This is a genomic window from Desulfovibrio sp., from assembly GCF_019422935.1.
Lineage (GTDB): Bacteria > Desulfobacterota > Desulfovibrionia > Desulfovibrionales > Desulfovibrionaceae > Desulfovibrio.
In genome coordinates this window covers 313,885-334,691 of the sequence record NZ_JAHZCJ010000002.1, presented here as the reverse complement: position 1 = coordinate 334,691, position 20,807 = coordinate 313,885, and the positions used below count along the sequence as shown (strand labels likewise).

Sequence of the window (20,807 nt, the reverse complement as noted above, 5' to 3'; positions counted from 1 at the left end):
GGGCGCAGGTGTAAATTCTTGCGCCTGCGGGGGTGAGGCATGCTTCCGCATTTTTCCATCTGGCATACCATTCGCGGCAAGATTGCCGTGGGCACGGGCCTGTTTCTGGCCATGCTGCTGCTTTTGGGCGGTATTGCCTGCTATGATCTGGGGCGCATTGACAGGGCGGCCCGCCTGATCGATATGGTGGACGACCTGCGCAGCGACGTGCTCGAGATGCGCAGGTATGAAAAGAACCTGCAACTTTTCCCCGGCAGAAAGGGCGATCTGCTTGCCCTGCGCAGTTTTGTGGAACTGGCGCGGGAGCGGGCCACATCAGTGGGGCAGGATTATAACGCCGCAATGGGCCGCCGGGTGGGCGACGGCGCGCACCATAACCTCGACCTGCTGCTGGAAGGCATCGGCACCTATGAGGCCCTGCTGGAAGATCAGCTCACAGACGGCGCTGCGCTCACCGATCAGGGGCAGCGCCTGAGCGAACTGGCTGATTCGGCGGTGCGCCGCATGCGTCAGGGAATTTTTACCGCCGTGGGGGATCTGCGCGCCCAGCTGCTGGGGGCCATTGCGGCCCTGCTGGCCTGCGGGGTGGCTTTTGCATGGCTTATCGGCAGGCACATCATGCGCGCCCTTGGGGCCATTGAAAGGGCCGCGCGCAGCGTTGGCGCGGGCATGCCCCTGCCGCCGCCCCCGCCGCAGCTTGAGGAAGAAGCGCGCCATGTGCTCCAGACGCTTGACGGCATGGCGGCGGAGCTGGAAAAGCGTCACGCCCTGCTGTTGCAGGAAAAAAAGCTGGCTTCTCTCGGCGTGCTGACCTCCGGCGTGGCCCACCAGTTGAACAATCCCCTCAACAATATTTCCGTTGGCTGTCAGCTGCTCGGCGAGGATGTCAACGATGCCCGTCAGGGGTTGCGCCCCATGCCCACAGCGGAAGACGTGACGGCGCAGCTGGATGAAATTCAGGCCGAGGTTGTTCGCGCCCGCGATATTGTGCGCGGCCTGCTGGATTTTGCGCGTGACCGGCCCTTTACCGTTGCCCTGCATGATCTGTCCGGCCTTGTGCGCAGGGCCGTTGGCCTGGTGCGGCACGATATGGGCGCTGCGGTGCAGATAACGGTGGACGTGCCTGAAGGGCTGCAACTGCCCGTGGACGCCCAACGCATGCAGGAGGTGCTGATCAACCTCCTGCTCAATGCGGCTCAGGCCATGAACGGCAAGGGTGAAGTGCATATCACCGCCTCTGTGGACGAATCGGCGAGTATGGCGGAGCTGCGCGTGCGCGACTCTGGCAAGGGCATTGAACCCGAGAACCTTGGCCGGGTGTTTGATCCTTTTTTCAGCCTCAAGCCCGTGGGCGAGGGGACGGGCCTTGGTTTGTCCGTAGCCTTTGGCATTGTGGGCAAGCACAATGGAACGCTCGAAGTGCAGAGCCAACCGGGGCAAGGGGCGTGTTTTACGGTGCGGCTGCCCCTTGCGGCGCGGCATGACGCAGACGGTTCAGGAGCAGAGGCATGACTACGGAACGATTCCGGCTTTCGGAACACCCCCCCGCACAGGCAAACCCCGGCGAAGTCCGGCACGGCCACGGGCTTGACGCCGCGCAGCGTGCTGGCGGCGGTGGCCGGTTGCTGATCATTGACGATGAGCGCATGGCCCGCGCCAACCTTGCGCGCGCTCTGGAGCGCGGCGGGCATGAATCGGCTCAGGCAGGCAGCGGCGAAGAAGGCCTGAAACTGCTGGCCGAGCAGGATTTTGACGTGGTCATCACCGATATCGCCATGGCGGGCATGAACGGCATGGAAGTGCTCAAGGCGGTACGCTCCAGCAAGCCGGATGTGGAAGTCATCATGGTCACGGGCTACCCCATGATTGAAAGCGCCGTGGAGGCCATGCGGCTGGGGGCTTTTCATTATCTGGCCAAGCCGTACTCGCTGGAAGAAGCGCGCATGCTGGTGGCGCGGGCGCTGGAAAAGCGCCGCCTGCGTCAGCAGGTCGCCCAGATGCGCGCCCAGCTTGAGGCAAGCGGCTCCGTGCCGGAAATGGTGGGCATATCGCCAGCTATGTGCGGTCTGCGGCAGGCGCTCATGCGTCTGGCCCCCACAGATGTGGCCGTGCTGCTGCAAGGTGAAACAGGTACGGGCAAGGAGCTGGCTGCCCGCACCATGCATGCCCAGAGCCAGCGGGCGAGGCGGCGTTTTTTGGCGATCAACTGCGGCGCGCTCTCGCCGGAACTGCTCGAAAGCGAGCTTTTCGGGCATGAACAGGGGGCATTTTCCGGCGCGGTGCGGCGCAAGGAAGGTCTGTTTGAGGCCGCAAGCGGCGGTACGCTGTTTCTGGATGAGATGGGTGAAATGCCGCCGGGCATGCAGGTCAAGCTGCTGCGTGTTTTGCAGGAGCAGAACCTTCGCCGCGTGGGTGGCACCGTGGACATACCCGTGGACGTACGCATTATCGCCGCCACCAACCGCAACCTCAAGGAAGAGGTGGAGGCCGGGCGCTTCCGGCGCGACCTGTACTACCGCGTGGCCGTGGTCACGCAGGAATTGCCTCCCCTGCGCAGCAGGGCAGAGGACATCCCCCTGCTGGCCCGATATTTTCTTGCGCGGCTGGCGGAACAGGGCGGGGCCGTGCCGCTGGATATTGAAGATGACGCACTTGATGCCCTGCGGCAGTATCCCTTCCCCGGCAACGTGCGCGAACTTGCCAATATTCTCGAGCGGGCGGCGGTGTTTTGCCCGCCGGGCGGCAGCATAGGGCTGGCGCATTTGCCCCCGGAAGTTTCCGAGGTTGCAGCCCGCCTGTCCGTCCGCAATCCCGGTTCTTCTACCGCCGCCGTCCGACAGGAGGATGCCGCCGCCGTTACCCCGGTTTGCCCCCAGGCAACACCACCATGTGCATCGGTGCCAGCCGCGCCAGCACCGGACGCATCGACACCGCTTGTTCCGCTGGCAGAGATGGAAAAACAGCACATTTTGCACGCCCTTGAGCTGGCTGGCGACAACCGCACGCTGGCCGCGGACATGTTGGGCATCAGCCGCTCATCCCTGTGGCGGAAGCTGCGGGAGTACGGCGTATAAGGTACACCCGCCCCATCCTTGGGGCATGCGTGCGCATTGCTGCTTCCAGCCGGACTTTAACCGCAAGAACAGCCCGTGCCGTCAAACCACTTTTGCCCCAGCAAGGCATCGGCATTGCGGTCTGCTGGCTGGCGCACCGTCACCAACATGAGGCCTGATTCCAGCTCTTCCTTTTCCATTTCAAGCCCCGTCACCAGCGCAAAGCTGGGCAGCCAGCGCGGTTCGTGATCGCATTTGATCTGCAACTGCTCAAAGGGCGTGGTTTCAACAAATACCAAAATGGATTCTCTGGCTGTGAACAGAGGATCGGTGAGCTTGGCCTCGCACATATCCAGAAAAAAGCGCCTCGGTGCTATTTCTCGCGGTCTGCTGGTGGGCAGCATGCCGCACTGTGGGCGGGTCGCCTGCTGCACCGCCGCCAACACGCCCTTGCGCACGCCTTCCAGAGCTTCTGCCTCAAATCTGTCCATCATACAGATGTAAAATCCCATCTTGTCCAGAACGCCGTATGGCGCGCCGTGGTCTTCAGCCCCCACCACAATGCGGCAGTCCCCCAGGTTGGCGGCAAGCGTTTGCATCTGCTCGCGCAGTTCGCTCAGACCAGCGCCTTGGGTCAGGCTGAAGCTGTGCCTCTTGTCTTCGCTCCAGTCGTGTTCGTTCCGCACGTAAACCGCCACTGCGCTGGCCGCCGTGGGCGCAGCCAATGCGCCCAGATCATCATGAAAAACCGCAATCCGCGAGCCATCGAGTAAACCTTGCATACGCTCTCCGTCTGTTGTGGCAGGGCCTCGAAGCAGTCCGGCCTTTCGTGGGGGCGTGTGCAATATCCATGCGCTTGAAAATAGTTATTCGTAATATGTTTAAATAATAACACTATTATTGTGTGTGCCCGTGTGCGCGCTATGTCTGCCCTCACTGTTGGGCAGGTACGTTCCACCTGCGTACAGAGTTATGACTCGATAACAAAGCGGGAGTGATTGCTGATTGTATATAAAGTTAAATAAATTAGTGTATTACAAATTTTATATATTGTTCATGGTCACGTAAATATTTGAAAGTGTGATTTAGTAACATAATGAAATTACATATATATTTGTTAAATGTACCAATCTGTCCAAAAAAGCGGTGCTTTGTACGCTTGCGTACGCATGTTGCAAAGCGTGATTAAGCATAGTTTTCATAACTATTTGTTTTAAAATGTTAAATTTAAAATCTTCCACAATAGCACAGCCGATGCACAAGAGGGGCATACACGGTGCCAGAGACGCCTTGTCCCTGGTCAAAACAGCCGGAAGACGGCGGGAGAATGCGTTATGCCTCGCAAGATAGCCATTTACGGAAAGGGCGGCATCGGCAAGTCCACCACAACCCAGAACACGGCTGCGGCCATGGCCCATTTTCACGGGAAGAAAATTTTCATCCATGGCTGCGACCCCAAGGCCGACTCCACCCGCCTGATTCTGGGCGGCAAGCCGCAGGAATCACTCATGGACACCCTGCGCGCTGTGGGTGCGGAAAAGGTGACCCTGGACAAGGTGGTCAAGAAGGGTTTTCACGAGATCCTCTGCGTGGAATCTGGCGGGCCCGAACCGGGCGTGGGCTGTGCTGGCCGAGGCGTTATCACGGCCATCGACCTGATGGAAAATCAGGGCGCGTACACTGACGATCTTGATTTCGTGTTCTTTGACGTGCTCGGCGACGTGGTGTGCGGCGGTTTTGCCATGCCCATCCGCGACGGCAAGGCGCAGGAGGTCTATATCGTGGCTTCTGGCGAAATGATGGCCATCTACGCCGCAAACAACATCTGCAAGGGCCTGCTCAAGTACGCCAAGCAGAGCGGCGTGCGCCTTGGCGGCATCATCTGCAATAGCCGCAACGTGGATCGCGAAAGGGAATTTCTTGAAGAATTCACCGCCTCCATCGGCACGCAGATGATTCACTTTGTACCCCGCGACAACATCGTGCAAAAGGCCGAATTCAACAAAAAAACCGTGACCGAATACGACGACAGCCAGAATCAGGCCAAGGAATACAGCGAGCTGGCAGAAAAGATCATCAATAACCAGAATTTCGTCATTCCCCAGCCGCTGTCGATGGATCAGTTGGAGGCGATGGTCGTAAAATACGGCATTTCCGACTAGGCCGCGTGGGCATTCGCACCTTTTCGTTCCCTGCTGCGTCTGGCTCGCCTTTTATTCCGGTCGAGTACCGTAGCGTTGCTGTCTTTATCCGTAGCTTCCGTTGTCGCAACGGCTAAAGCGAGAGGACACTCCCTGCATAAAAGCCTCGCCATCCTTGCAGGAAAGCAAAAATGCATCGAATGCTCAATGCGGCCTAAGGCAGAAACGGACATTTTCCTTGCCAGTGAACAAAAGACGCTTTTGGCAGGTTGGAATGCCCACCACGGCCTAAAGCCTGAAACGGATAAAAAGACGCTTTTGGCAATGTGTGAGTGCCAGCGCGGCTAACGGCCTGAATCCCAGTGAATCTAGAGTGACAGTTGCAACAACTTTAAAGGAGCCGCCAATGAAAATGGTACGAGCCATCGTTCGTCCAGAGAGCACCGAAAACGTGGTGGAAGGGCTTGCCGCATCGGGTTTTGTGGCCCTGACAAAAATTCAGGCCTTTGGGCGCGGCAAACAGAAAGGGCTGGACAGCGGCAGCGTCCACTACGACGAGCTGCCCAAGAATCTGCTCATGATGGTGGTGGAGGACGAGCACGTGGATCAGGTGCTCCAACTTGTGCAGAGCTATGCCAACACGGGTAATTTTGGCGACGGCAAGGTCTTTGTGTCACCGGTGGAGCGGGTGCTGACCATCCGCACCGGGCAGGAAGGCATCTAGCGCAACCGCAGTTGCTTTTGTGCCCCGCCAAGGGCGCTTTCACACAGTATTGAGGCAATACAGTTCAGGAGCTCGCCATGAAGGAGATTATCGCCATCATCCGTCCCAACAAGGTGACGGCCACAAAAAAAGCCCTGGACCGCATGGGTTTTCCGGGCATGAGCGTCATTCCCGTATTCGGGCGGGGCAAGCAGAAGGGCATCGCCGAAGAAGTTTCCGTGGAGATAAGCCCCATTGTGCGCGGCATGGGGAGCTACAAAGGCATGATGTACGTCCCCAAACGGCTGCTCTCCATTGTGGTTCCCGCCAACATGCTGGACAGGGTCGTGAATACCATCATCAAGATCAACCAGACGGGCGGCATCGGCGATGGCAAGATCATTGTATGCCCGGTTGAACAGGCCCTGCGGGTGCGTACCGGCGAAATGGGCACGGCGGCCATACTCTAGAGCATGTAACACATGAAATGCTCGCTTACGGCAGGCAAAGCCTGCGCGCATTTCGCGGCAAGGATTTTCAGAAAAATCCGTGCAGAGCAGTTACTTCATTTCATTCGTAAACGGCTCTAGGCCGCGTATAGGATACTGATATGCCATACCATCTTTTCAAATGCAGCGAATGCATCCCCGAGCGGGAAAAGCACGCAGTGGTCAAGGGCGAAAGCGATGACCTCTCCACCTGCCTGCCACTTGGATACCTGAACACGATCCCAGGCAGTATTTCCGAGCGTGGCTGCGCCTTTTGCGGGGCCAAGCATGTGATCGGCACGCCCATGAAGGACGTGATCCACCTGAGCCACGGCCCCGTGGGCTGTACCTATGATACATGGCAGACCAAGCGCTACATCAGCGACGACGGCAACTTCCAGCTCAAGTACACCTTCGCCTCGGACATGAAGGAAAAGCACGTGGTCTTTGGCGCGGAAGACCAGTTGCGCAACAGCATCAAGGAGGCCTTCAAGGCTTTTCCGCACATCAAGCGCATGACCATTTACCAGACCTGCGCCTCGGCCCTCATCGGCGATGATATTAACGCCCTGGCTCAGGAGATCATGGAAGAAATGCCCGATGTTGACATTTTTGTGTGCAATTCGCCCGGTTTTGCCGGTCCCAGCCAGTCCGGCGGGCACCACAAGATCAACATAGCCTGGATCAACCAGAAGGTGGGCACGGTCGAGCCTGAAATCAAGAGCCGCTACGTCATCAACTACGTGGGTGACTACAACATTCAGGGCGATGTGGAAATCATGTGCGACTACTTTCGCCGCATGGGCATTCAGGTTCTTTCGGTCTTTACCGGCAACGGCAAGTACGACGATCTGCGCGCCATGCACAAGGCCCAGCTCAATGTGCTGGAATGCGCCCGCTCGGCGGAATACATCTGCAACGAGCTGCGTGTGCGCTACGGCACGCCGCGCCTCGACATTGACGGTTTCGGCCACGAGATGGTGAGCGAATCCCTGCTCAAGATCGGCCTGTTTTTTGGGCTGGAAAAGGAAGCCCAAGCCATCATTGACGAAGAAACCGCCCGCTGGCGGCCCGAGCTTGACTGGTACGCCAAACGTCTCAAGGGCGTGAAGGTCTGCCTGTGGCCCGGCGGCTCCAAGCTGTGGCACTGGGCGCACATTATTGAAAAGGAAATGGGCCTGGACGTTGTTTCCATCTATTCAAAGTTCGGCCATCAGGGCGACTTTGAAAAGGGCATTGCCCGCGCCAAGGTGGGCACCCTTGCCATTGACGACCCCAACGAGCTTGAAGGCCTGGAGGCCATGGAAGACTGGAAGGCCGACATCATCTTTACCGGCAAGCGGCCCGGCGAAGTGGCAAAAAAGGTGCTGGTGCCTTACCTCAACGCCCACGCCTATCACAACGGCCCCTGGAAGGGCTTTGAGGGCTGGGTGCGTTTTGCCCGCGATATTTATAATGCCGTGTACTCGCCCATCCACCAGCTGGCGAAAATCGACATTACCAAGGACGAGTATCCGCTGGATCGCGGCTTCATGACGCAGGAAATGGTCTGCGGACGCGATATTGAGGACGAAGCTGGCGAGCGGGAATATTCCGGCGGCTACGACTGCGTGACCCACCTGCGCGGCAAGGAATATCCGCCCTATCCCGAACCGCTTTTACAGGCAGTGTAAGCCCCCTGCGACCAGCCACACCAGACCCACCACTGCGGAGGAACAGCATGAGTGCCGGAACCCCTAGCGAAAATGTAGAAGTCGTCATCGACTACATCATGAAAAAGTGCCTCTGGCAGTTCCACTCCCGCGCATGGGACAGGGAACGGCAGAACGAGGGCATCATGACCCAGACCATGCAGATACTCTGCGGCGAAGAACCGGATATCGAATCGCCGGAAAACCGTTGCTACTGGGTGGACGCCGTCATGATGGCCCGTGCCCTAACGAGCGAAAACCCCTGGCTCGTCAGCATGGGCAAGGACGACATACGCGAGCTTATGGCCGCAGCCAAAACCCGGCTGGATTTTTTGACCATCCACGGTTCGTTGAACCTGGAGCTGACAGATCCCAAGTATTAGGTTTGTCGTGCCTGTGTCCGGGGGCCTTTTCTGCCGCCGGACACAGGCAAAATTGGGTGATCCCTTGAATACATGCGGCCTGGCCTGAAAGGCATGTTCCTGTCAGGAGCCGAAGACTGCTTTTCACAACAGCCAAGCGCCGGGCCAGCCCGGCCTCACATAAGGAACTGCCATGTCTTGCGAAATTATGGAAAAGGAAAGGGCAGGGGTCATCAATCCCATATTCACCTGTCAGCCCTGCGGCGCGCAGTACGCGAGCATTGGCATCAAGGACTGCATCGCCATTGTTCATGGCGGCCAGGGCTGCGTTATGTTTGTGCGCCTGCTGTTTTCGCAGCACTTCAAGGATAATTTTGAAATCGCTTCGTCCTCGGTGCACGAAGACGGCGCGGTATTCGGCGCAACCAACCGCGTGGAAGAAGCCGTGGACGTGCTGCTGATGCGCTACCCCGAAGTGAAGGTGGTACCCATCATTTCCACCTGCTCCACAGAGGTCATCGGCGACGACATCGATGGCGTTGTGACCAAGCTCAACAACGGCCTGCTCAAGGAAAAGTACGCGGGCCGCGAGGTGCACCTTATCGCCATCCACACGCCCAGCTTTGTGGGCAGCATGATCAGCGGCTATGATGTGGCCGTGCGCGACATCATCACCCACTTTGCGGAAAAGGGCGAACCCAACGGCAAGCTCAATCTTGTCACCGGATGGGTAAACCCCGGCGACGTCAAGGAACTCAAGCACCTGCTCAAACTCATGGACGTGGACGCCAACGTGCTGTTTGAAATTGAGAGCTTTGATTCGCCGCTGTTGCCGGATGGCTCGGGCAAGTCGCACGGCAGCACCACCATCGCCGACCTCAAGGACACCGCCAATTCCCTGGGCACCATTGCCCTCAACAGGTACGAAGGCGGCAAGGCAGCGGAATATCTGCACAAGGAATTTGATATCCCCACGGTCATCGGCCCTTCGCCTATCGGCATCCGCAATACGGATATTTTCCTCAAGCAGGTTTCGCAGCTCACGGGCAAGCCCCTCACCAAGGAGCTGGTGCACGAGCGCGGCATTGCCCTGGACGCCATTACCGATGTGGCCCACATGTTTCTGGCGGATAAGAAGGTGGCTATCTACGGCAATCCCGATCTGGTCATCGGTCTGGCGCAGTTCTGCATTGACCTTGAAATGAAGCCTCAGCTCCTGCTGCTGGGCGACGACAATCCGCGTTACGCCGACGATCCGCGCCTCAAGGAAATGGTGGAAAAGGTCAACTGGAAGATGGAAGTGGTCACCAACGCCGACTTGTGGGATCTGGATGGCCGCCTGAAGCGCAAGGAACTTGAGCTGGATCTGATCCTCGGCCACTCCAAGGGCCGTTGGGCAGCCATGGACAACAATATTCCCATGCTGCGCGTGGGCTTTCCCACCTACGACCGCGCGGGTCTGTATAGGTACCCGGTCATGGGGTACGCTGGGGCCATGTGGCTGGCCGAAAACATGGCAAATACCCTGTTTACCGACATGGAATACAAGAAGAACAAGGAATGGATTCTTAACGTCTGGTAGAGGGCTGCGCGCCAGAATATCTGGCAAGTCGTTGCTGGCGGCGTCAGGCGGGCTTTTCAGCACCCGTGAAAATGTGCCTTCCTTGTCGGGAACAAAAATCCGCAGCAGGCCGCCTGTGCTGTAAATGGAGGGAACGAGCCTCCGCTTGTTTACAAAAGGCATGCGTCATGGATATCACCACGGGCTTTGAGCAGTACGGGCGTAAGGACAGGCAGTACTATTTTGCCTACGGCTCCAACATGAACCCGCAGCAAATGGCTGAGCGCTGCTCTGCCGCCCGCGTGGTGTGCGCGGCCTGTCTGCCGGGATACAGGCTGGCTTTTTATGGGCGCAACCGTGTGTGGGACGGAGGGCAGGAAACCGTGGTGCAGACGCCGGGGCCAGACAAGGAGCAGGCAGTGTGGGGCGTGCTGTACGAGCTGTCGTTCAGCGATGCCGCAAGCCTTGATTTGTGGTGCAGCGTGCGGCTGGACGGCGGCGGGGCGTACTTTCATTATCCTGTGCTGGTGGTGGATGCGACAGGCCGTGAGCATACGGCAGTGTTGTACAAAAAAGATGTGCTGGGGCAGGCCGTAGCACCAAGCAGCGAGTATCTGGCCCATATTCTTGCTGGCGCACGGGCCAACGGCCTGCCTGGCGCATATGTGAATTATCTTGAAAAGTTGCTGAGCGCCCCAGCGCGGTATCCTGTGCCCAGGCGGGATGCCCTACTCAGGGGCGTGCTGCGTGAGTCTACCTGCGCAGAGTGCGCCGGATAGGGCCGGGTGGTCCGGTTTCTATCCGGCGCGCCCTCACACCGGGTATGCCGCAAGGCATTATGCCTGTGTTATGCCGCAAGCGTGTCAGAAAGATAAAAATACGCTAAGGGATATAAGAAGATTGCATGGTAATTTTACTTTGAAATAACTATGACCTGACGTAAAAGGATTTTTCTGGGAGCATATCCGCAAAAAAGTGCTTTCCGGAATGCCCGGTTTTTACAGTCAGATATTTTGTCGATAAAGACTGCGGGCATGCAGGAATTTGCGTTCGCACCGAGCTCTCTGTATCCGTTTACCATGGAGGAACCATGCAGCTACGTATGAAAGAACACCCGCTGACCACTGAACAGATGGATTCCCTGCTTGATGCTGTTCAGGTCGGGCACCTTGCCACGCTGGGAGAAAATGGTTTCCCTTACGTTACTCCTGTGCACTTTGTGCGCATGAACGGGCGCATTTACTTTCATGGTCTGGCGGCAGGGCAGAAGCTGAAAAATCTGCGTGCCGATTCCAGGGTCTGTTTTGAAGTTGAAGGCCAGCATTCGTTTATTCAGGCCGACACTCCCTGCGACACCAACACCGCCTACCAGAGCGTGATTATTACGGGCAATGCCACCGTGGTCGAAGACCGCGATGTAAAGATCGCCGCCCTCGATGCCGTTGTTGCCAAGCACACTCCCCAGCATGTGGGCACGGCCTATCCTGAAAACATGCTCAAGGTGACGGCGGTGGTTGAAATCACCATTCATGAAATCACCGGGAAATACTATGCGTGATCCGGCGCGTGGGGTAGATTGGAATCAGGGATTTTTGCCCGGCGCGTAGCCGGGCTGTCCCTGCCGGCGCAGCCGGTGCAGACTTTGAACAATGGTCTGGTTCACCATGAATTCCCCAGCCGTAGACCTGTTGCACGAATGCGAGACCGAACCCTGCCGTGGCAGGATTATTGCGCTCTTGCTCCACATGGGCAGATTGCTTTCTGAACAAAGCGATATCGTGGCCGCGTTGGACAGCCTGCTGGACTACATGCGCCGCGAGATGGGCATGGCGCGGGGCATGATAAGCCTGCTGCACCGTGAATCCGGCCACGTGTTCGTTTATCGCAGCATGGGCATGACCCCCTCGGAACAGGACAGGGGCGTGTACCACGTGGGCGAGGGCATAACCGGCAAGGTGGTGGAAAGCGCCGAGCCTATCATCGTGCGCAAAATAGGCAGCGAACCTGCTTTTTTGAACCGCACGGGCAGCCTTGCCCTTGAGCGCGACAAGGACATGTCCTTCATCTGCGTACCCATCCGGCATGGGCGCAAGGTGCTGGGCGCCATCAGCGCCAGCCGCCTCTACCGCACGGAATCAGCCCTTCAGCAGCATGTGAATGTGCTCAGCGTCATGGCCCAGATGCTGGCCCATGCGGTGGAGCTGTATCTTGTTGAAAATATCGACAAGGTCGAGTGGGAAAAACGCACCCGCCTGCTGCTCAGCGATCTGAAAGAACGGTTTCATCCATCAAATATGATTGGCATTTCGCGCCCCATGCAGGATGTGTACGAGCTTATCCGCAAGGTTTCCGCAACGCGCACCACGGTGCTGTTGCTCGGCGAAAGCGGCGTGGGCAAGGAAATGGTCGCCAATGCGCTGCACTACGGCGGGCTTGCGCCGGGCGGGCCCTTCGTCAAGTGCAACTGCGCGGCCCTGCCAGAAAGCATTGTGGAAAGCGAACTGTTTGGTCACGAAAAAGGGTCGTTCACCGGCGCGGTTTTTCGCAAGGGGCGTTTTGAAGAGGCCGATGGCGGCACTATCTTTCTGGACGAGGTGGGCGAGCTGCCCCTGGGCGTGCAGGCCAAGCTGTTGCGCCTGTTGCAGGAGCGCTGCTTTGAGCGCGTGGGCGGCAACCGCAGTATTGCCGTAAATATCCGTATAGTTGCGGCCACCAACAGGGACCTTGCCGAAATGGTGGCGGCGGGCACGTTCAGGGAAGACCTGTTCTACAGGCTCAACGTGTTCCCCATCATGATTCCGCCACTGCGCGAGCGTGGCGATGACGTTGTGGCGCTGGCAGAACACTTTGCGGCCCACTATGCCAGTGAAACGGAAAAAAATCTGACGGGCATTTCACCCGCAGCCCTGAATCTGCTCATGCGGCACACCTGGCCGGGCAACGTGCGCGAGCTAGAAAACGTCATCCACCGGGCGGTGATTCTGGCCGAGGGCAGTTTGCTGCACGTCTATGATCTGCCGCTGGCCCTGCAACAGACAGAAACCCCGCAAACAGCGCAGCCGAGTGGTCTGGAGGCCCGGCTGGCCTCCATTGAATACGATATGCTGGTGGAGACCCTGCGCCGCTGTCGCGGCAACACCAGCAAAGCCGCGGAAAACCTCGGCCTGACGCGTCGCAGCATGGGCCTGCGCATGAAGAAATTCAACCTGACGTACAGGCAGTTTCGCGGTGAAGGCTAGGTAGCTTTCTCAAAGCTCTTGGCAGGGGGCCACGTATTCCCTTACCGCTTCGCCTACAGCTTTTTGGCGATGATGTAGCGGGGTCTGTGGCGCACTTCGGTAAAGATTTTTGCAAGGTATTCACCAACCAGCGCCAGGCAGAAAAGCTGCACAGAACCCAGCAGCAAGACCACAATAATCAGTGATGTCCAGCCCTGAATAGTCTCGCCCATGGCGTATTTGAGCAGGGAAACGCCGCTGAAGGCCAGCGCCGCCAGCATGCAGAGCATGCTCATTAGGCCCGCAATGCGCAGAGGCGCCACGCTGCATGCCGTAATGCCCTTCCAGGCAAAAGACACCATCTTCCAGAAAGGATACTTACTTTCTCCGGCCATGCGGCACTGGCGCACGTAGAAGACCTGAGCGCTTTTAAAGCCGAGAGCCGGAAAAATGCCGCGCAGAAAGAGTGAATGCTCGTGGATTTCGTCCAGCGCTTCAAGCACGGGGCGAGCCACAAGGCGGTAGTCGGCATGGTCGGGGATCAACGGCACCTTGAGCCAGCGCATGAATCTGTAAAACATGTGTGCAGTGCGCCGTTTGAAAGGCGTATCCGTGCTGCGGTCATTGCGCACGCCGTAGACGATATCGTTGCCTTCCATGTAGCGGTCGATCATTTCGGGGATGGCGGCAATGTCGTCCTGCAAGTCGGCATCGAGGCTGATGATGCAGTCCACGCCCATGTCGCGCGCCGTGACCATGCCCGCCCATACGGCGTTCTGGTGGCCTGCATTGGCGGCAAAGCTTGCACCCCGGCAAAAGGGGTCGATCGCGTGGCGTTCTTCAAGCAGTTCCCATGTACGGTCACGGCTGCCATCGTTCACGTAGAGGGCAAAACTTTCAGCATGCACACGGCCCTGTTTTTTGAGGTCGGCCAACAGACCGGCCAGGGCATCAAGGGTGCGGGGCAGGGTTTCCTCTTCATTATAGCAGGGTACAACCAGTGCCAACAATGGGGCGGTGCGGGACAAGGCTTATTCCTCCATGCGGGAGTCGTTGCGTGCGATCAGTTTTGCGAATGAGGCGCACTTGCTCTGCGCCATACAAGGGGCGCGCCAGGCTGTTCTACAGCGATATAGGCGATGTCGTCCACAGATTTGATGCCGGGAATAAACACCGCGGCCTTGCCATCGTCCGTAACCGTGGCGGCGGCAGGGAAATACCGCAAAGCTGCCGTTCTGGCTGAAACAATTCCCTCGTCAGGGCTTTCAAACAAGGCCCTTGCCGCCTGTTGCAACAGGCTTGCTGTGGTGGAGGTGCGCACCCTCGCCGACACGTGAATTTTGCCTTGAGGCAGGTTGTCGAAAAACGCAATGTTGCATGCCACGAGCGCTCGGGCATCCGGCGCTTCAAAGACGCGTAACGTGTGCGCCTCGTTCCACGGCACGAAACCACGCCAATCTGTTGAGAAAAGGCTTATTTCGCGGATATCGTAGCCGGGGAAGAAATACTTGTCTGTTTCCGGGTAGTCCAGGCTGCGCAAGGTACTATTGTTATGCGTGGCAATGACCGGCTGCGCCATAAGGAAAACGCGGGCTTCTATCAGCACGCTTGAGAGCAGCAGGGCGCAGAATATGACAAAAAGAGCCTTGGCCTTGATGCTTGAGGGGTTCAGGGCTGCAAGCAGGGAAAAGGGGCAGAGCGCGGCGAAAAAGAAAGTCGCGCTCATGGCCCTGTAGGGCGTTGAGGGGCTGGCAATAAAGGCTGCAAGGCTGGCCTGGGCCATGAGAAAGAAAATCACTGCGGGTATCCACGCGGCAGGCTTTAAAAGCCCCCGGCGGCGCAATAGCCATGCAAGGGCCAGAGCTGCAAGAAAATATGGCAGCATCTCGATTTGTTGCGTGCCCCAGAATTCCATAAAGCGCAAAAGGGCAGGCACGGACAGCAGCGGGATTTTTTCCGCGCCGCCGACAGCGGCCAGGCGCACGGCATTGCCCGGCGCGGCCATCATCATGCCCCAGCCAAAGGCTGCCCCCGCAATGCCCGATAATGCCCACGCAGGCATGCTGCGGGATGTGCGCCAGCGAAACAACGTCACGCCCAGAGCTGCCAGCAGAACCAGCATGCCGACATTTTCGTTGCTCCAGCCTGCAAGAACACCCACAAGCGCATAAAGCAGGCCACCCGGCATGCGGAAGTCCGCTTTGTCAGCCCAGATGCGGTACGGCACCAAAAAAAGAACGCCCCACACGAGGCTGTAGCCGTAATCACCCGTGCCGGTGCGCCAGAAAAAAACAGTCCCAAATGCGGGCAGAGCAATCCATACCAACCCGGCCATGACAGCGAGGTGCCAGGCGCTCAGGCGTTCACGCCACTGTGCGCCCACAGCCAGCAGCGAGCCGCTGACAACAAGCAGAAGAAACATGGCCGGAGTGAGCAGGGGGTGCAGCCATACTGGCCCGCGCAACAGCACGCGGGACATGAAATGCCCGATAAATTTTCCACTCCATTCGTGGTATTCGAGCACCTGCATGTCCCACAGGCCAGTGCAGCCAGGATAAATGCTCGAAAAGGCATAATCATCGCTGACCCACGGTGTCATGGCGCAGAACCATGACATGATGGCTATAATGAGCAGGCCTGTGAAAATAAGGCGATTGCGACGTAATTGAGTGGATTTTTGAACCGTCTGTGCCGCAGAATTTAATTCAGTGTGTTGCATTGCGTAAAAGTCCTGGCCCACGCTGTCAGGGAAAAGGGCTGAAAGCCCGAGATGCGTTTCTGTAGCAGGTATCTATTAGTAAATATCTTTCGGTGTCAATGTGTTTGTGTGCAGCTTCAAGGGGCTGTTTTGCGGATATCGGGGAGTATGTAGTTGTTCTAATGTTTTAACAGGTATTGTCGTTAAGAAGCAATACTGATAGAAATTAATGTGAAAATGTCTGTCAGCGTACAGCCCTGCCCCCTCCTGTAGCGAACCCCGGCCACCTCTGTATTTCGGAGTTTACCATGCGCCAGATCAGCATCAATACTATCTGCACATTGTCCGTAACGGCAGCGGTTGTTGCCGTGATTACCGTGCTTGTCATCTACGTGTCCACCTCGTCCTACCACATGGTTGCCGGAGTGCAGACCGAGGCCCTGAACGAAGCCAGCAAAACTGTGGCGCGTTCTGCTGAAATATACATCCAGCAGTCTGTGGATGTGGCCACCATCCTTTCTCGACAGGAACCTGTGCTGAAGGCCTTTGCCGGTCAGCCCCAGGAAGCGCAGGAATTATTGACAAACTATGTCAAATCCTTGCCAGGATACTGGTCTTTTCTGCTTTTTGACCTCAAGGGGCGTATCGTTGCCGGGGTCAATTCCGATATGGGCGACTTGACCGGGGGCAACAGGGCTGATCGGGATTATGCCCGCCAGATATTCAGCGGCAAGGATGTAGCCCTGAGCGAAAGCGTCATGAAAGCCACCTCGGGCGATGTGCTGATCTACGTGGCGGCCAAAGCTGTGCGCGGCAAGGACGGCGCGTTGCTCGGCGCTGTGGCTGTGTGCCCCCGCTGGACGGACTTTACGGAAAAAACCATTGACCCCATCCGGTTGGGGCGGCGCGGGTACGGCTTTACCATCGACCAGAGCGGTCGTTTCATTTCCCACAGCATGGACAAAAAGCTCCTGCTTCAGGATTATTCCAAGGAAAAATTCATTCAGGACGCTCTCGCAAAGGGCAGCGGAACCTTCAGCTATGAATGGAAAGGCGAGGACAAATTCATGTCTGTGGCCAAAGTTTCGGCTACAGGATGGCTTGTGTGCATGAGCGCCTATGATTCCGAGCTTACGGCGCCAGCGGCGGAGCAACGGTCAGTGCTGTACATGGTGGGCGTGGGCGCGGTTCTTCTGCTGACGTTGGTGATACGCATTGTGAACCGCAAGCTTGTGTTCGCTCCCCTCCAACAGCTTACAGATTTTACAGAAGCCGTGGCGCAGGGTGATTTCAAGGCCGTGCTCGCAGGCAAATACCGTGCAGAGATGAAACGCTTTGCCGGGCACCTCTGCACAATGGTGGACGAGCTGAAAAAACGCCTTGGTTTTGCACAGGGCGTGCTCAACGGCATTCCCACGCCATGCTACATCGTGGACAGCGATTTCAAGGTGACCTGGCTGAATGAGCAGGTGTGCAGTTTGCTGGGCAAGTCTGATCCCAAGGATACATATCTGGGGCAGCGCTCGGGACTTTTCTCAAGGGGGGATGCCAACCATGAGACTCTGTCTGACCGGGCCATCAAGGAACGCAAGGCGCTGAACCGTGAGTTTGACTATACGGCGCAGTCTGGAAAGCAGTTGCGTGTTTCCGTGCAGACAACGCCATTTTATGATCTGGATGGCCGCATGCTGGGTTCCATTACATTCTGGACGGATCTGACGGAAATTTACGGTCAGAAAACGCGCATTGAAGCGCAGAACGCGGCCATTGCCCAGACTGCCGTTGAGGTTTCGCAAGTGGCGGAAACCATCGCCACGGCCTCGCAACAGCTTTCGCAGCAGATCGCGCATTCGAGCGAGGGCGCGCGCGAGCAGAGTGGCCGCGTGAGCGACACCGCCAATGCCGTGGAGGAGATGAACGCCACAATTATTGAGGTAGCCAGAAGCGCCTCTGCCACATCGGAAAATGCCGAAAAGGCCAAGCTGAAGGCGCAGGATGGCGCCCGGCTGGTGGAGGAAGTCAGCGCCGCTGTGCAGAGCATCCGCAATGAAGCAGGGCAGATGACCGACAGCATGCGCAGCCTGGGCGAGCAGGCGCAAGGCATCGGAGCCATCATGGGCGTTATTTCAGATATCGCCGATCAGACCAACCTTCTGGCGCTCAATGCAGCCATTGAGGCCGCGCGCGCAGGCGAAGCCGGGCGCGGTTTTGCCGTGGTGGCGGACGAAGTGCGCAAGCTGGCGGAAAAAACCGCTCACGCCACCACCGAGGTGCGCACGGCCATTGGCGGCATACAAAGCGGCACCAACACCGCTGCCGCACAGATGGATGCCGCCGTGGAGCGCGTAACCCAGGCCACAGGGCTGGCCCAGCGCTCTGGCGAGGCTTTGGCTGAAATTGTGAAAATGGTTGAATCTGCGGGGGATCAGGTGCGTTCCATTGCCACTGCCGCCGAGCAGCAGTCCGCCACATCTGAAGAGATAAACCGTGCCGTCAGTTCCATCAGCGTTATCGCAACTGAAACGGATGATGCCATGGCTCAGTCAACCGAGGCGGTCGAAGCCCTTGTGGCTCAGACCCAAAAGCTTGAACAGCTTATAGCGGCCTTGCGCTCCAGTTAGCACCTGCTATCGTGTTTTTGCAAAAGCCCCTGCTGCCCGAAATAACCGGGCAGCAGGGGCTTTTGTCTGTCTGGGCGAGCAGTGGAAAAGCTGATTATGAATTTGTCTGCATCTTGCGCCAGCTTTGCAGTTCAATAATGTTGCCTTCAGGGTCGCGCGCGTACACAAAAACCGCTTCCATGTCGTTGGGGTAGGCTGCTGTGACAATCTCGCCAATTTGCCCACCGCCAGCGGCAATGATCTCCGCGAGGGTTGTTTCCACGTCGTCCACTTCAAAAGCAAGGTGCGCAAAGCCGGGGCGATTGACCTCCGGTGGCAGAGCGTCGCGCAGTGTGTCGTAAGAAAAAATTTCAAGCGTTGGATGGCTGTCGTCGTAGCCAGGCAGCAGCAGATGCTCGCCAGTAATGTGGGCCTTGGGCAAACCGGTGAGCCGGTCAAGCCACGGCCCTCGCAGATCACGCGTTTGCCCTATGCTCGTGCAATGCAGCGTCTGCTTGTAAAAGGCAATGAGTCTGGCGGCATCCTTTGCAATGATGTTTGTGTGCACATAGCGGAACATGGCGTCTCCTGGTGCGGGATATGAGGAATGGAAAGGCCAAAACTGCATGTAGGCGCTAGCTGCGGCGCTAGGCAGCGGCCCGTGGGTTCTTGGGGGGTATCTGGTATGTATGCCATGCGTTCGGCACTATCAATGCCATACTGCTGACACTTCAGATTTTTCAGATTTGAGGCTTCAGAAACCCGGAGATGTAAAAGGCATGCTGTTGCGGTCTGGCACATGGCTATTGATTGTCAGTATCTGTAAATGCCGTGTCATTGATATTATGAAGTGTATGTTTTTTGTGTTGCCAAGAGCGTTTCCTGTTTGTGCAGTATGAATATTCTATAAATATTATTTGTTGATACATTGTAATGATTGAATTGTTTTTGCATTTAATGTCAAAACTCTTGCTATAGCCTGCATGGTTTAGTAAAAAAAGCTATCTTTGCTTTACTCTAGCGCAAGGGTGCCTGACATGGAAGCTATCTCTCTGAAAGAATTGGCTGTCCCTATCATCAAATCCATCGATAACTGCAATTACCTTTTAAAGTCACACCATAGGCGCACAGCCATCATTGCCTACCATATTGGCAAAAAAATGAATCTTGACTGTGATCAGCTCTTCAGGCTGATCATTGCAGCTGCGGTTCATGATGTTGGAGCCTTGTCTGTTCAGGAGCGCGATGCGCTCATTCAGGCTGATGTGCATAATCCCAGGCCGCACTGTGAAATGGGATACAGAATGCTGTCGTCATTCGGCCCGTTCAAGGACGTTGCCAGGATTATCAGGCACCACCATATCCACTATGATGCATCGCTGAATATGGAAGAAGGCGAGGTTCTGCTGGACAGCCACATCCTTCACCTTGCGGACCGGGTTGACGTGCTGATCAACCCTGACGTCTTTGTGCTCAAGCAAAAAGCTTCAGTTATAGAAAACATCAGGGCCAACGTTTCCACCACGTTTCATCCTGATGTCTTCGCTGCCTTTGCGCAGGCATCAGCTCCGGATATCTTCTGGATTGAAATCAACAATCTCGAGCTTGATCAGCTTTTCAGGCTGGTCGATTCGTCGATGAATTTTGACCTTACACTTGAGAATGTTCTCGATTTTGCCTTGACCATTTCACGCATTATTGACTTCCGAAGCCATTTTACTGCCTCACATTCCTACACGGTAGCCAATCTCGCTTGTGAACTGGGTAAAATATTTGACTTTTCCAGGGAGCGCTGTCTGAAGCTGAAGATCAGCGGCTATCTGCATGATATAGGTAAAATTGGGATCGACCCCGGCCTTATTGAAAAGGGAGGGCCACTCACTGATGATGAATTCGATCAGGTCAAGTTGCATACCTATTATACGGGGCAGATACTGAGCAGCCTCAGCATCTCCGAGTGGTTTTATGAAATTGTGCTCTGGGCCAAGAATCATCACGAGAAGAAGGATGGCACCGGGTATCCTTATTGCCTGCACGAAGAAGATCTGGACGTAGGCTCAAAAATACTGGCGTTTTCAGATGTGATTGCGGCCTTGATGGAAGACCGCCCATATCGCAAGAGTCTGCCTATTGATACGGCCTTTGAGATAATCAGAAAAAGCATCTCTGCAAAGATTTCTGATCAAATGTTTGATGTCATAGAAGGGCACAAAGACGAAATAAACACCATTGTGTTGCAGTGTCAGCAGAACATCAAAAAACAATACAGACCAGAGGCGGCCAGTTAGCTGG

Annotated in this window: 17 protein-coding genes; 13 read left to right on the top strand and 4 right to left on the bottom strand. The window is 56.7% G+C overall.

Features of this window, described 5'->3' with window-relative positions:
- The first annotated feature begins 39 nt into the window (after positions 1 to 39).
- Both QZ383_RS04585 and QZ383_RS04580 read left to right on the top strand, forming a co-directional pair.
- Positions 40 to 1,512 carry an ATP-binding protein gene (locus tag QZ383_RS04585; RefSeq protein WP_291443430.1) on the top strand — a complete coding sequence of 491 codons (1,473 nt, stop codon included), beginning with the start codon at positions 40 to 42 and terminating at the stop codon, positions 1,510 to 1,512.
- On the top strand, positions 1,509 to 3,074 hold the full coding sequence (locus QZ383_RS04580; protein ID WP_291443429.1) for a sigma-54 dependent transcriptional regulator: 1,566 nt from the start codon (positions 1,509 to 1,511) through the stop codon (positions 3,072 to 3,074). Before QZ383_RS04585 ends, QZ383_RS04580 begins: the two co-directional genes overlap by 4 nt.
- Positions 3,075 to 3,130: 56 nt before the next feature.
- Here the strand turns inward: QZ383_RS04580 and QZ383_RS04575 are convergent, their stop codons facing one another.
- The gene (locus QZ383_RS04575; protein WP_291443427.1) at positions 3,131 to 3,835 is read right to left on the bottom strand and encodes a Fe-only nitrogenase accessory AnfO family protein; all 705 of its coding nucleotides are present in this window, start codon (positions 3,833 to 3,835) and stop codon (positions 3,131 to 3,133) included.
- A 552-nt stretch (positions 3,836 to 4,387) separates the two neighbouring features.
- On the opposite strand from QZ383_RS04575, the gene nifH reads away from it, so the two are divergent.
- From nifH to QZ383_RS04530, 9 genes are all read left to right on the top strand, one after another.
- Positions 4,388 to 5,215 (top strand): nitrogenase iron protein, encoded by an 828-nt coding sequence (nifH, locus tag QZ383_RS04570; protein WP_291443425.1) that lies wholly within the window; start codon positions 4,388 to 4,390, stop codon positions 5,213 to 5,215.
- Between the two features lie 385 nt (positions 5,216 to 5,600).
- A complete protein-coding gene (locus QZ383_RS04565; RefSeq protein ID WP_192113562.1) occupies positions 5,601 to 5,918 on the top strand; it encodes a P-II family nitrogen regulator in 318 nt (105 codons plus the stop codon).
- A 77-nt stretch (positions 5,919 to 5,995) separates the two neighbouring features.
- Entirely contained in the window at positions 5,996 to 6,367 is a 372-nt protein-coding gene (locus tag QZ383_RS04560; RefSeq protein WP_240823512.1) for a P-II family nitrogen regulator, read from the top strand.
- A gap of 140 nt (positions 6,368 to 6,507) precedes the next feature.
- A complete protein-coding gene (gene anfD / locus QZ383_RS04555; RefSeq protein ID WP_291443421.1) occupies positions 6,508 to 8,058 on the top strand; it encodes a nitrogenase iron-iron protein, alpha chain in 1,551 nt (516 codons plus the stop codon).
- A gap of 47 nt (positions 8,059 to 8,105) precedes the next feature.
- Positions 8,106 to 8,459, top strand: a complete 354-nt coding sequence (gene anfG / locus QZ383_RS04550; protein ID WP_291443419.1) for a Fe-only nitrogenase subunit delta — start codon at positions 8,106 to 8,108, stop codon at positions 8,457 to 8,459.
- Between the two features lie 172 nt (positions 8,460 to 8,631).
- The gene (gene anfK, locus QZ383_RS04545) at positions 8,632 to 10,020 is read left to right on the top strand and encodes a Fe-only nitrogenase subunit beta (RefSeq protein WP_291443417.1); all 1,389 of its coding nucleotides are present in this window, start codon (positions 8,632 to 8,634) and stop codon (positions 10,018 to 10,020) included.
- Positions 10,021 to 10,187: 167 nt separating this feature from the next.
- Positions 10,188 to 10,778, top strand: coding sequence for a gamma-glutamylcyclotransferase family protein (locus QZ383_RS04540; protein WP_291443415.1), 591 nt, complete (start codon positions 10,188 to 10,190; stop codon positions 10,776 to 10,778).
- A gap of 311 nt (positions 10,779 to 11,089) precedes the next feature.
- A complete protein-coding gene (locus QZ383_RS04535) occupies positions 11,090 to 11,557 on the top strand; it encodes a pyridoxamine 5'-phosphate oxidase family protein (protein WP_291443413.1) in 468 nt (155 codons plus the stop codon).
- Positions 11,558 to 11,663: 106 nt separating this feature from the next.
- Positions 11,664 to 13,238 carry a sigma 54-interacting transcriptional regulator gene (locus QZ383_RS04530; RefSeq protein ID WP_291443411.1) on the top strand — a complete coding sequence of 525 codons (1,575 nt, stop codon included), beginning with the start codon at positions 11,664 to 11,666 and terminating at the stop codon, positions 13,236 to 13,238.
- A gap of 53 nt (positions 13,239 to 13,291) precedes the next feature.
- Here the strand turns inward: QZ383_RS04530 and QZ383_RS04525 are convergent, their stop codons facing one another.
- The gene (locus QZ383_RS04525; RefSeq protein ID WP_291443409.1) at positions 13,292 to 14,245 is read right to left on the bottom strand and encodes a glycosyltransferase family 2 protein; all 954 of its coding nucleotides are present in this window, start codon (positions 14,243 to 14,245) and stop codon (positions 13,292 to 13,294) included.
- Positions 14,246 to 14,280: 35 nt separating this feature from the next.
- Positions 14,281 to 15,936, bottom strand: coding sequence for a DUF6056 family protein (locus QZ383_RS04520; protein ID WP_291443407.1), 1,656 nt, complete (start codon positions 15,934 to 15,936; stop codon positions 14,281 to 14,283).
- Between the two features lie 287 nt (positions 15,937 to 16,223).
- On the opposite strand from QZ383_RS04520, the gene QZ383_RS04515 reads away from it, so the two are divergent.
- Complete coding sequence (locus QZ383_RS04515) at positions 16,224 to 18,536, top strand: methyl-accepting chemotaxis protein (RefSeq protein ID WP_291443405.1); 2,313 nt, start codon at positions 16,224 to 16,226, stop codon at positions 18,534 to 18,536.
- A 94-nt stretch (positions 18,537 to 18,630) separates the two neighbouring features.
- Here QZ383_RS04515 and QZ383_RS04510 read toward each other — a convergent pair whose 3' ends face one another.
- On the bottom strand, positions 18,631 to 19,095 hold the full coding sequence (locus QZ383_RS04510; protein WP_291443403.1) for a VOC family protein: 465 nt from the start codon (positions 19,093 to 19,095) through the stop codon (positions 18,631 to 18,633).
- Between the two features lie 457 nt (positions 19,096 to 19,552).
- Between QZ383_RS04510 and QZ383_RS04505 the strand changes: the two genes are divergently transcribed.
- Complete coding sequence (locus tag QZ383_RS04505; protein ID WP_291443402.1) at positions 19,553 to 20,803, top strand: HD domain-containing phosphohydrolase; 1,251 nt, start codon at positions 19,553 to 19,555, stop codon at positions 20,801 to 20,803.
- Positions 20,804 to 20,807 lie beyond the last annotated feature (4 nt).